Annotated in this window: 10 protein-coding genes; 3 read left to right on the top strand and 7 right to left on the bottom strand. The window is 56.3% G+C overall.

The window, feature by feature from the left end; genetic code table 11:
* A partial coding sequence (locus K1Y02_20460) for a gamma-glutamyltransferase family protein (protein MBX7258746.1) occupies window positions 1-351 on the top strand: 351 nt, incomplete at its 5' end.
* Between the two features lie 437 nt (window positions 352-788).
* Window positions 789-1169, top strand: a complete 381-nt coding sequence (locus K1Y02_20455; protein MBX7258745.1) for a hypothetical protein — start codon at window positions 789-791, stop codon at window positions 1167-1169.
* Between the two features lie 100 nt (window positions 1170-1269).
* Here K1Y02_20455 and K1Y02_20450 read toward each other — a convergent pair whose 3' ends face one another.
* From K1Y02_20450 to K1Y02_20425, 6 genes are all read right to left on the bottom strand, one after another.
* Window positions 1270-2166, bottom strand: coding sequence for a sugar kinase (locus tag K1Y02_20450; protein ID MBX7258744.1), 897 nt, complete (start codon window positions 2164-2166; stop codon window positions 1270-1272).
* A gap of 178 nt (window positions 2167-2344) precedes the next feature.
* The gene (locus K1Y02_20445; GenBank protein ID MBX7258743.1) at window positions 2345-3730 is read right to left on the bottom strand and encodes a sigma-54 dependent transcriptional regulator; all 1386 of its coding nucleotides are present in this window, start codon (window positions 3728-3730) and stop codon (window positions 2345-2347) included.
* Window positions 3705-5684, bottom strand: a complete 1980-nt coding sequence (locus K1Y02_20440) for a response regulator (GenBank protein ID MBX7258742.1) — start codon at window positions 5682-5684, stop codon at window positions 3705-3707. The genes K1Y02_20445 and K1Y02_20440 overlap by 26 nt, the downstream gene beginning before the upstream one ends.
* 3 nt (window positions 5685-5687) lie before the next feature.
* The gene (locus tag K1Y02_20435; GenBank protein ID MBX7258741.1) at window positions 5688-8201 is read right to left on the bottom strand and encodes a GAF domain-containing protein; all 2514 of its coding nucleotides are present in this window, start codon (window positions 8199-8201) and stop codon (window positions 5688-5690) included.
* A 4-nt stretch (window positions 8202-8205) separates the two neighbouring features.
* Window positions 8206-9450, bottom strand: coding sequence for a beta-ketoacyl-[acyl-carrier-protein] synthase family protein (locus tag K1Y02_20430; protein ID MBX7258740.1), 1245 nt, complete (start codon window positions 9448-9450; stop codon window positions 8206-8208).
* A 3-nt stretch (window positions 9451-9453) separates the two neighbouring features.
* On the bottom strand, window positions 9454-11148 hold the full coding sequence (locus K1Y02_20425; GenBank protein ID MBX7258739.1) for a hypothetical protein: 1695 nt from the start codon (window positions 11146-11148) through the stop codon (window positions 9454-9456).
* Between the two features lie 423 nt (window positions 11149-11571).
* Here K1Y02_20425 and K1Y02_20420 point away from each other — a divergent pair, with 423 nt between their 5' ends.
* Complete coding sequence (locus tag K1Y02_20420) at window positions 11572-12669, top strand: type IV pilus twitching motility protein PilT (protein ID MBX7258738.1); 1098 nt, start codon at window positions 11572-11574, stop codon at window positions 12667-12669.
* A gap of 44 nt (window positions 12670-12713) precedes the next feature.
* Here the strand turns inward: K1Y02_20420 and K1Y02_20415 are convergent.
* The coding region (locus K1Y02_20415; protein MBX7258737.1) for an amino acid permease at window positions 12714-12933 on the bottom strand (220 nt) is incomplete at its 5' end.

Here is a 12933-nt window from a genome sequence, read left to right as displayed (position 1 = left end):
GTCTTCTCATTTGGCGTCATGGGCGGCGATTTCCAACCGCAGGGGCACGTCCAAGTTCTGGCAAACATCATCGATTTTGGAATGTCGGTGCAGCAGGCGGGTGATCAGCCCCGAGTCAATCACGACGGCAGTTCCGATCCGGATGGCAGCAAGATGAAGGCTGGTGGAAGCGTTGGTTGCGAACGCTTCATCCCGGACGCTGTTAGGCAACAGCTCGCCGAAATGGGTCACGAAATTCGGGGTGGGTCTCAAGAATTTGGCGGCTATCAAGGAATTTGGCGCGCCAACGATCCGCTACGCTGGTTCGGCGGTTCCGACCCTCGTAAAGATGGGTGTGCGAGCGGCTATTGATACGTCGCCGCGCCGATTTCTCGGTGAATTGCAGACCGCCTGCATCTTTGCAGACCTCAATTTGGCTGGCGATACCCCAATTAGGGTGAACCGGAAAACGTTGTCGTTTCATCGCTGAGAAGTTGTCTCAATCAAAGCTGGTTCGCAACCCAAGTCACGTCCACGGGTTGCGAAAGTCTCGCCGAAAGATCAGTGATCCGCTTGGATGCTGGCACTCTCCATGCTCCTATGCCGCTGAGAGCAAATCTCAAAGACGATTCCAACTCTTGCGGCAATAGGAGAATCAGACAGCGTTAGTGGTCTCGACGCACATCTTTCGAGTCACATCCCCATAACGCTTTCATGTCGCGCACAAAAACACTCTTGGTCCTGCCAGTCCGAACTGTATTTCGGCAGGCATTAGGTGGGTACCAAAACACAACCGAAAGGAACGTACGATGAACACGAGAACGATTCTGGTAGCAACATTGGCATTGGCTGTCTGTATGCTTGGAATCAGCCCACTGGCTCATGCGCAAGCCGCGCCGGGACAAGTGGAAGTGCACGGGAAAGCCTTGTGCAAGACCGAGAAGAAAGACGGGAAGGACGTCAAATCCTGCACGGTGATGGTGGCGATTGCCAAAGGGTCTGACGGCAAAGCCATCAATGATCTGCACGGAAAATCGCTGACCGTCGAAGGCTCCAAGACCGCCGAAATCGAGAAACTCAGTGGAAAGGAAGTCATCTTAAAGGGGACATTGTCGGCTGATAAACACGCAATCACTGCCGAGTCCGTCTCCGAGATGCCTGCGCCTGCCAAGCCTTCCCCCAAGAAGTAGCCTGCATCACGTCTATGCTTGCGAAAAGAACGCAAAAGAAGACTGCGGGAGGCTGAGTGCCCCCCGCAGTCTTCCAGACTTGATGCGCAAGAACGATGTGTTAAAACTCAGCCAACTTCTTGAACTCGTTGAAGCGGTGCTCGATGTCCTTGGATGCAATCTCGACCAAGCGGTCCGGTCCGAACTTCTCGCACGTGAACGACGCCACCACGCTCCCGTAAACGACCGCACGTCGAAGCGTGTCGGCATTTGTGTTTTCATTCTTTGCGAGATACCCCATGAATCCACCCGCAAACGTATCCCCCGCACCCGTCGGGTCAACGACTTCCTCCAATGGATACGCCGGCGCGGAGAAGAGGTCATTTTCGGTGAGCAGAAGACAGCCGTGCTCGCCTTTCTTCAGAACCACGATGCGTGGTCCCATGGCCTGCACGGCCTTGGCGCCCCGAATCAGGTTGTTCTCCCCCGTAAGTAGCTTGACCTCTGAATCGTTGATAATGATCGCATCGACGCGGGCAAGCACTTTTTTCAGGTCTTCCAATGCGATGTTGATCCATAGATTCATCGTGTCCAGCCCAATGAACTTGGGCTTAGCCTGCTCCAGCACCTCAAGCTGCAAACCGGGATGGATGTTGCCGAGGAACAGGAACGGAGCTTCACACGAAGCTTGAGGCAACTTGGGATGGAAGTGCTCAAAGACATTCAACTGCGTATCGAGTGTATCGCGGTCATTGAGATTGGCGTGGTACTTCCCCGCCCAGCGAAACGTCTTTCCCTTCGCGCGCTCCAGTCCGTCCAGATTGACGCCCTTTCCTTCAAGCAGCTCGATATGCTGCGCCGGAAAGTCATCGCCGACTATCGCGACCATGTTGACCTGCGAGAAATTGGCGGCGGCTATCGCAAAATACGTCGCCGCGCCTCCAAGGCCATCCACGTTCCGCCCGTGGGGAGTCTCCACATCATCCAATGCAACCGAACCGACAACCGTGACGCTCATTCAATCTCTCCAAATCGTTTCATCATTCATCCGGGATTTGCCGCCAGCAAAGACTTGCCGGTGAATACAACCGGGTTTGTCCTATTTCTTGACACTTGAACAATAGGAACGGCGAACAACTCTTCTGCTGTTCCTGTGAGAAGCGTCTAGCCTCAATTGCACCCGTGCAAACTGCGGACTAACCGACCTCGGCATTCTCCGAGGAATTGGATTCGATGCCCAGCAAATCCATCTTGTACTTCAGAATTCGGCGCGTGGTCCCCAGGACCTCCGCGGCGCGGGATTGAATAAAGCTGGACTGTTCCAGGGCCCGTAGAATCAGGTGCCGCTCAACTCTAGCTACGGCCTCCTCCAGATGCAATCCCTCGAGTTCCTGGAGTGCAGTGTGCTGTTGGGGTGCGCTCGGCGTGACTATCCCCGCCAAGTGTTGCGGACGGATTTCCCGTTCATGGCTGTGCATCACCAGAATACGTTCGACTACGTTGGCCAACTCGCGGACATTGCCCGGCCAGTCGTAGGCCGCCATCCGCGACATGGCCTCGGGCGTGAACCGCTGTACCTGCGCATTGACGCGCGGTTTGTGTTTGGCAATGAAGTGATTGACCAGGCTGGGGATGTCTTCACGGCGTTTGCGCAGCGGCGGCATCTCTATATGCAACACATTGATGCGATAGTAAAGGTCTTCCCGGAACGTTCCCTTTTCAACGCACTCCTTCAGGTGGCGATTCGTGGCGCAAATGAATCGGATATCCACCTCAATGACCTTGGTGCTTCCAACGGGGTAGAACTGTCCGCCCTGAAGCACACGCAGGAGTTTCGCCTGTGCCTCCAAGGGCATCTCGCCGATTTCATCCAGGAAAAGCGTTCCTTTGTCCGCGACCTGCATCTTCCCAACGCGTTTTTCGTTTGCGCCGGTAAATGCGCCGCGCTCGTGACCGAACAACTCGCTCTCAACCAGTTGCTCGGGAATGGCACAGCACGATATCGCCACGAACGGGTTCTTTGCGCGGCTTCCCCCAGCATGTATGGCCCGAGCCAGGAGATCCTTACCTGTTCCGCTCTCACCGGTGATCATGACCGTGGAGTCCACCTGCATGGCGCGGCGCGCTAACGCCAGCGTCTGCAGCAGCGCCGAACTGCCGCCAATAATGGACTCGAAGCCGGCGAAGTCAGCCTCGCGCAGCATCGAAAGCTCGATGTCTTTCTGCTGGCCGGCAAGTGTTCTCTCGACGGTTAGCGCCAACTCATCCACGTCGAAAGGCTTAATGATGTACTCTTTGGCGCCTTTCCGAATCGCATCTACGGCCGAACTGACGGACTTAATAGCCGTGACTACGATTACCGGTATTGTGGCGTCGCGCTTGGCAATTTCATCCAGGACTTCGAGCCCGCCCATCTTGGGCATGACCAAGTCCAGAATAACCAGATCGACGTGCGTGCTCTCGATGATCTTCAGGGCGGCTGGCCCGTCCTCGGCGAGAAGAACTCGATACTTCGTATTCAGGATGAGCCGGTACGCCTCACGTACGCTTGGCTCGTCATCCGTGGCGAGAATAGTCTTCATTCACAATTCCTGAGGTCAAGTGTCCACTGGCGATCTTGGCCCCGGCGGCGTGCTCACCGTGCACCCGCGTGCGCGCGGGAAGCAGCAATGCAAAAGCTCCGCCTGGGTGGCCCGTCAGCATCTTAAGGTCTCCGTGATGCTGTTTCATAATCCGGCTTGCTACCGTAAGACCCAACCCCATTCCTTGCTCGCGCGTTCCGAAAAATGGCAAGAATACGAGCGGCGCGGCCTGGTCGGCGACCCCGCTGCCGCTATCCGTGACGATAATCTCGTACCAATCGTCCTTCTTCTGAGAAACCACGCGGATGGTGCCGCCGGTCGTCAGCGAATCACACGCGTTTTGGACAACATTGCAGAGGGCCTGCGAGAAGTACAGCGGATCCACCTCGATCCGCGGCAACGACGAATCCAACTCGCGAACGATAGAAACGTGCTGTTCCCGCGCCCTGTCCACAAAAGTATCCAGGACTTGATTGATCGTCTCATTGAGATTGATGCTCTGCATGACCAGGCGGGGATGCCGCGCAAAGTCGAACAGAGATTCCACCACCCGGTTAATGCGGCTGACTTCCTTTTGCACGACTTCCGCGAACTGCGCCCGGAACTCGTCGGAATCGTATTTCCGGGGTAAGAGCTGGGCAAACGTGTTGATTGCCACCAGCGGGTTCTTGATTTCCTGCGCCACACGCGCCGAAAGGAATTCCCAATAGGGGCTGTACGAGACGTCTTCGGTCTGTGCTTGTTCCTGCGGGAGCCGGGAGAACACGACCACGACGCCGTCATCCGCCACCGGTGCGGCGCTCAGTCCAAGCGTGGCGTCTATTGCCGGATCGCGCACTTCCTGACGGAGGAGCGGCTTCTTCTCGGCGAGCACACGCAATACCACGTCCGCAAATCCGGAACCCAGCTTCTGAACGCTGCGTCCGAGCACTTCACCTGCGCGTATCTGGAGTATGCGCTCGGCGCTCTCATTCATCATGGCGATATTGCGAGCGCTATCGATGACTACCACACCGGAAGTGATATGGGCCATCACGGCCTTCAAGTGGCCCTGCTGCTGCGCTACGCTGCGATGCAGTACCGCATTCTCCAGTGCGGTGCTTGCTCCGCGCCCGAAAAGGGCCAACAATTCCCGCTCCTCGGAGGAGTAGTCGCGTCCCGATCCCTTCTCGCCGACCAGCAACGCGCCAACAACATGGCCTCCGCACATAAGCGGGACGCCTAGTCTCGCGCCCAGCAACTGCATTTCCTTGCTCACCGCGTTTGTGATTCGCGCGGCAAGGCGGTCGATGAGACACGAGTTCTCTTCAAACCAGCGCAACAAACCGCTTGAGAAATCCAGTCGAAGCGACCGAGTGACGCTGGGCGAAATGCCTTGACTGACCGCGACATACACGGCTCCGTCGCGCTCCCGCAATACCGCGCTCCGCACAGGATCGAAAATATCCACAATCGCGTCGCCAAGGATCTGGTTCAGACGGGCAGGGTCATCCAATTCGTTCATAGCGCGATTGAGCCAGCGCATGCACGTTTGGTACTGCGTAAAACCGGGCGAAGTGACAACGGGGTCCGCTGGCATCGGCTCAACCAGTGCCGGAGCGGCGCTGTGTGAGAAGATCTCATTCAGCGTTGCCAGGAGGTCATCGCATGAGAAAGGTTTGCTTAGGCTGGCCCTGGCCCCGGCTAGAATAAACTCAGCCCGGATTTCCGGTCCACTCCTGGAAGAGAGCGCCACAATGGGCACCTGTGGAATGGCCTGACGGAGCCGCTTTACGGCCCCAAGTCCAAGGGACGGCGTATCATCAAGAATTATGGCTTCCGCCTGAACCGAAATAAGTCGACGCAGGGCCTCTTCGAGCCCTTGCTCCGTAAGCACCAGACAAGTATCCTGCAAGGCAACCGTTAATGCCTCCCGAATACCCCTATCATCCGCAACGACCAGTACTACATTCATTCCCTATGCGCCCCGCATCTCGGCCAGCAAGCCGATTTGGGGCAATGTGATTATGAACGTTGTACCCTCGCCCGGGGCGCTCTCTACATATATGTCGCCCTGATGCTCCGTAACAATGCCGTGCACAACCGAAAGCCCCAGTCCCGTTCCATCGTGCTTCGTCGTGTAAAACGGCGTGAATATCCGGTCTAAGCTGTCACTGTGTACCCCACAGCCGGTGTCCGAAACCGAAATCTTCACACACTCAACTTCGGGTAGCGGATCATACCCATGTCGGCGCAACCGCATATGGCCATGCTCCACCTTGATGCGCAGGATACGAATCGCACTCTCACTCATGGCATCTACGGCGTTGAGCACCAGATTCAGAAACACCTGATGCAGCTGCTGCTCATCTCCGTACACTTCCACGTGCGCCGACGAATATTCGGTTTCGACTACGACATTCTCCTTACGCGTCTGGTTCTCAACCAGTGTGAGGACCTCCTCGATAATAGCACGGAGGTTCTGCGGAGCAAAACTCGCCGGTTTGGGCCTGGCGAAGTGCAACAGCCGAGTCACAATCGAGTCAATCCGCTCCACCTCGTGGGGCACAATGTCCGAGAAGGTCGAGCGAAAGTCCGGGTCGTTGTAACGGTCCAACAAAAGTTGGGTGAAGGTCTTGATGGAAACCAGCGGATTCTTGATTTCGTGCGCCATTCCCGCCGCCAACGTGCCGATGGAGGATAGCCGATGGGCGCGCTGTACGTTCTGCTCAAGCCGCTTCACTTGCGAGAGGTCGTACACAACAACCATGGCCCCGGTCAACTCATTGTCGCTTGACGTGAGACAGGATGACGAAATCACCACGGGGACTCTCTCCCCGTTGGCGTGCGAAATAATCGTCTCGTAGTCCCCGATGGCCCGGCGGTCGCGAATCGTCTGCTCAAGAATCCGGGCAACCTGTGGATTGACGCTCTGTATGGTCTTTCCGACGGCAATCGGGCCAAGCACATCCGTGGCACAACGATTAACCATGGTCACGCGGCCATCCGTATCGACGGCAACAACGCCGCCGCGCATGCTGCTCAGAATTCGCGAACGGTGCAGATTCGCCTCTTCAAGCTGCTTGTAAAGCCGCGCATTTTCGATGGCTGTCGCGAGCGGCGTCGCCAGCGCGGTGAACACCACGACGTCATCCACCGTGTAAATGTCGTGCGAGCGCTTTTGCCCCAGCGTCATGATTCCCACGAGTCCCGTGGTTCTCTTCAGAGGCAGACAAAGGTACACGTCGTTTTCAGCAAGAATCTCCGCGATACGGGCGCGCTCTTCCGTGAGTCTTGCGTGCACAAGCTCTTCCAGCACCAGTGGTCCTGGGTGCGCACGGACATAGTCCGCCAGCAGTGCGAATTCCCGCGTAGTCTTTCCCTGTTCCTCGGGATCGCTCGAGTACTCAATCGTCAATAGATCGTCGTGCTTCTCGTCAACCAACAGCACCCGTATGATGGACGCCCCCACAGTCTTCTGAATGTCATCGCAAACAGACTTGAGAAGGCGATCAAACTGGACGATTTCGGCTGCCATCTGACTCGTCCGCGCAAGCAAATGCTTTACATCGTAGTGCCGCTTTAGGACTACGCGGTCCAGAATCAGTTGAACTTGCTCCTTGAGCGGCTGTAAGACAAGTGCGACGACAAGCGCTGCCAACACGGTTGGAAGAATGTCGCCAGGGCCTGTTGCCGAACGGAAAGCCCAATGGACCAATGAAATCGAACTCAAGAAGATGACAATTACCACACCAGTCACAATCGCGTACACAGTCGTCTGCGAAATGATGACCCAAATGTCCAGTAGATGGTAGCGGATCATCGCGTACGCGAATGTGGCCATCATGAGCACTACGAATACCGGACCGTAGGCCTCCAGAGTCCGCACTCCTAGCATCGGCGCGAGTACGTTCGTGAGCGCGCTGAAGAGCGCCAACGAGAAGACGCCAAGCAGGGCGTGCTGTATCTGTCGCCGCGCAATTCCCGATGCCTGACGCAACTTCTTAATCAGATTGACGTGGACTGCTATAAACGAAAAGAAGAAATCTGCCACGAATATCTGGAATATCGGCCCGTACTGTACCTCGACATGATGCGACGGATCGGGACTCAGGAAGAGCGCTTCGATGTACCATGACCTATTGATCAATGAGCACACGACCAAACCTGCGGCGGTCACAAAAAGGAACGCCAAAAGGCCACGGAGTCCGTTAAATTTCCCTTTTGGGAAATACCCAATAAAGAGATAGAAGGTCGCCGGGATGAAACTGGCAACGATGAACGTCGCGTGAATCCAGAACGATGCCGATTCCTCGGTTCTGGTGTGAATGATGGCCAATACACACAGCGCCCAAGCAGCCAAGTGCGTGCACAATACGGCAAAGGCCACGTGTGTGGCCCTTCGATGATTCCTTACCAGCATCAGCACGGCCATCGCGAGCGACGATGCCGCCGAAAGTACAAGTAAAGTCGATGTAATCTTCAATTCCATCTGTTCAGTTCATTTTGCGCAGGACCATCGCGCTGTGATTGCCACCGAAACTCAGTGCCGTGACGAGCGACGTGCGTATGTCGTTGTAGCGCGCGCGCAGTGGCACAAAATCCAAATCGCACTCCGGGTCGGGCTCCTCCAAGTTGATGGTCGGTGGGATAATCCCTCGCTCCATCGTCAGCAACGATGCGCCCACGCTCCATATACCGCCCACCGAATACGGCTGCCCGGTCATGGACTTGGGCGCGGAGATGGGAATGCGATATGCCTGTTGTCCCAGAACCTGCTTATAGGCGCGCACCTCGCTCCGATCGTACATCTTGATGCCTACGCCGTGGCATACGGCCCCGTCGATATCCTGCGGCGATAATCCGCCCTCTTTCAGAGCCGATGTCATGGCACGAGTCAGGGCGGCCCCTTCCTTGTCAATCAGCAACGGGTTCTGACCTTCCGTGGACGTCCCATAACCCACGACTTCCGCAAGTATGCGCGCTCCTCGGGCTTTGGCATGCCCCAAGCGTTCCACAATCACTGCCCCGGCACCTTCGCTCAAGACAATGCCGTCACCGGTCCGGTCAAACGGTCGCATGGCCTTCTCCGGCTCGTCGTTTCGCGACGACAAGATCCCCATGGAGCACGTTGCCGCCAAGGTCAACAGTGTCAAGGGCGCCTCAGTTGCACCCACCAATGCCGCATCAGCCAATCCCCTCCGCAATTGGGTCGCTGCCCAATTGATGAGGTCGAGTCCAACCGCGCAACCACTCGAATAGGTTGCGGCAGGACCCCGCAACTTCAACTCGGCGCTCACGTTGGCAGTTGCGGCATGTGCCGATGTCGCCGACGAGGCCATTCGGTCAATGTGCTTCCAGCCCCGAGTCTCGAAGGCTTCGCGATGCGTAAAATAGTACTCGTCCGGCGAACCGGCGCTTGTGCCAAACGCCACGGCCACCCGGTCTGGATCGTATTTGGCGGACTCGAATTGCGCGTCTTCCACGGCCAATTTGGCCGCTGCTACCGCCTGGTGAACATGCCGATGCCACCTTCTCACATCATGCTTGCGCATGAAGTCCTCGGGATTGAAATCCCAAAGCTCGCCGGCGATTTGACAAGGCAGGTCTGATGGGTCAAACCGTTGAATCTTGCGAATTCCCGAGCGCCCCTGCACAAGCGAATTCCAATATGCCTCCCGCCCGAGTCCGTTGCTGGCCAATATGCCTGTTCCAGTGATTACGATGGGTTCTACTGACATTGCCTAATTCCCGACCGCGGGTCGCAGTCCATCTTGCCGTTGAAACGCAATGCGTTTTGCCGACGCGCACACCGCTTCGTTGTATTGCTCCAAGAAGCTGCCAATTGTGGTCACGTCCCCCTCCACCAACGCACGGTGCGTACGGCGAACGAGTTCCGCGTCGCTAACGGTATACCCCGCCAGACGGATGGCGCGCAACAGAAAGTCCGAACCGGACACGGAGAAGCCTTTGGCCGAAATCTCCTCTCCCAATGAGGTTTGAGCCGATATCACTTCGCTTGTGCTCAAATTGCCCACCCGAAAAGGCAGATTGCGCCACAACATGTCGGGCAACGGGAATTGTCTGCGATTCTCAATGGACACCTTCGCGTATCCCAGCGTGTTCACGTGATATCCAAATGTGGACTGTTTGCGAAACCACTCGCTGCCCGGCGCCAAGAATGGATACTGGAGCGTCACCGAATCCGGTTTCGTGCGTTCGATGAGCCTCACGGTTTCGGCACTCGTGTGGTAATCGTCCTCTGGGCAGGGATAGGTCAAACGCGAAATCGTAAACAACTTGGCCAGTTTTGCCGCTTTCACCGCGCGCTCAATACCGGTAACGGTTGCGCGCGTTCCATAGTGCCTATCCAGCAGTCGCTGGCTGCCGGAGTGTATGTCAAATACAACCGACACGCACCCGGAAGCCCGTAAAGCCGAATACGCGACAGCCTCGCCGTGCGCAACGCACGAGCGGCGCGAGTAGGTCAAAGAAAGATTACGGCGCACGAATTCATGCGCAAGGTTATTCATGTGAAAAGCGGGCACGTTTTGACTTGAGAAATAGAATGCCCCGGCCCCGTACGATGCGCCCAAACGCCACAGTTCCGTGCAAACGACATTTGCCGGTTTGAGGCGAAGCGGGGACTCACCGCCAGGCAAACCGAAACCGCACGCAGGGCCGCCGCGCGCGTCTTCGATCTCAAACAGTCGCAGTTTCTGACCAGGAATCGTCAGTGCAGGGTAAACGCTGCAATCGTAAACCGGAGATGTCCCCGCCGTAAAACTAGCAGCGTGAGCAGGAGTCTTCGAAGGGCTGTCGTTCTCTCGACGCGATACCAGGTTTTGGGCGGACGCCCAGTGGTGTCCTGCGTCAATCCTCTCTGCCAATTCGGGAAGTGCAACTTCCAGATCGCCCGCGCAGAGGCAATCGATATCCGGCAGCAACTGCAGAAGGGATGAACGGTGCGCATCTGCAAACGGACCAAAGGCCACCAAACGCAACTTAGGCCGTAATCGGCGAACCAGTTCTGACATGCACAGACAAGGGGCAACATCATCCGCAGTCTTTATGAAGAAGGCAACAAAGTGCAGGCCCTTGAACGCGGCGAGGCGTGTGGCTGTTTCCAAGGCAAGGGTAGACAGGCGTTTGCGGTACTCGTTGTCGGCCAACCGCACTTGCCAGAGCAAATGCAGCGTCTCCAGCGCCGATCGCGACGGACGGTCGAACAATCCTTCCGCGACTCGCCGGGCATACTTCGCTAGTCTCTCCGTGACGACCCGCTCCAGCGAATCGGTCGTCCCTAAGTCCATAATCCAGGTTTCGTGGCCCGAATCCTGTAGCGCACCTGCACCCTGCGCGAGTAGGCGCTGAGGCGTAAGTGCCTGTAAATCAGACAGATACCCTGGAAGATAGACCAGCACGCTGCGCGTCTTCATGGCCTCTCCTTGACGATGCCCCTCCATGGGCTCGCAGACCGGACCGGTCCCCCTACAGACCACAAGATATGGGTAGTGTCCATCCCCACACTTTCTGCCCATACAATATGTCGTGCACATTGTATCAGAGTGTCTATATGTATGCAATACAAAATGTTGCGGCCCAATATATTGAACAAACGGGCAATTTGCCATCGCATTTGTACTAGAGGCAATCAATCTTCAGTTCCACTTCGCTCAGATCCATGACCCTGGTGGCTGCCCAAGCTCATTTGGGACTTCCACTTGGCAACATATTCGCTAGGAACCTCTGCCCCCGGCGAACGCCGTTGCGGCGCGTAATAACTTAGTCATTGGTGAGTGCGATGTCCGTCTGCTATAGTCGCATGCAGGGGATACCCTTCAGAACGGGAGTCGTTGTATATGCTCACACTACAAAAAGTCTTGAGCTATGCCGTGAAGAATGGCGCTTCGGACGTACACCTTACCGTCGGCAGTCCGCCTGCGGTTCGTATCGATGGGATGATTCGCTTCATTGACGCAGAACCTCTAAAACCTGAAGACACGGTTCGTTTTCTCGACGACATCATGAGCGAGGAGAAGAAGAAACGATTCATGGATGGGGGAGATGCGGATCAAGCCCTTAGTATGCCAGGACTTGGGCGATTTCGTGTGAACTGCATGATGCAGCGCGGTTCCGTTGGTATTGTCATGCGTCATGTAAAGGGTAAGATCCTCGATTTCGCGACGCTCAACCTTCCCTCAAGTCTGGAATTGATCTCTCGAATGCCGCGTGGTCTGGTTCTCGTGACCGGGACGACAGGCAGTGGTAAATCTACGTCGCTGGCATCTATCATCGACCTCATCAACCAGACCCGCCGCTGCCACATCATCACGCTCGAAGACCCAATCGAGTACCTGCACAGCAACAAGAAGAGCATCGTAAGTCAGCGCGAAGTCACGATCGACACGCGCGACTTCTCGACGGCGCTTCGCGCAGCCATGCGCGAAGATCCAGACGTAATCTTGATTGGTGAAATGCGAGATGCGGAGACTTTCCAGGCTGCCATTTCGGCGGCGGAAACCGGTCACCTCGTGTTCAGTACGCTGCACACGACCAACGCCATGATGACCATTGACCGCATCATCGACTTGTTCCCAACCAACCAGCATGCCCAAGTGCGCTCGCAGTTGTCGCTGCAGTTGCGCGCCTGCGTCTCCCAACGTCTGCTTCAGTCCAAGGATGGCAAAGGACGTATTCCGGCCGTGGAAGTGATGATCAGCAATCCTGCGATTGCCGCGCTCATTCGCGAAAACAACATCAAGCTGATCCCCAATGTGATCGGCGGCGGCAAAGAAGAAGGGATGCAGACCTTCAACATGTGTCTGGTCGAATTGGTCAACAAAGGGCTTGTGTCGCAGGAAGAAGCGGAGTGGAACTCCGACAATCCCGAAGAACTAAAGATGAACTTGAAGGGTATCTTCCTGAGTCAAGGGCGCGGGGGCATTCTCAAGAAATAGGGCTGGATTGTCCCGGCACAGCGAAACCCCGTTTTCGTCTTGGGTTACGACTGTCCTTCGGCGCGGCGTTTCGCCATGACGCTGTGATGCCGCCCGTAAAAGACGTATATGAGACCGCCGATGATCAACCACCCCAGCAGCCGTTCCCAGTTGCTCGACGGCAACGAGAACATGAGCATCAGACACATCACGATTCCCATGATCGGCAGGTAAGGCGAATAGGGACATCTAAACGGACGCTCGGCATTCGGATGAATGCGTCGC

Source organism: Candidatus Hydrogenedentota bacterium (assembly GCA_019695095.1).
Classification (GTDB): Bacteria; Hydrogenedentota; Hydrogenedentia; order Hydrogenedentales; family SLHB01; genus JAIBAQ01.
The sequence above is the reverse complement of the archived record's forward strand: the minus strand, read 5'-3'. Positions and strand labels throughout refer to the sequence as shown.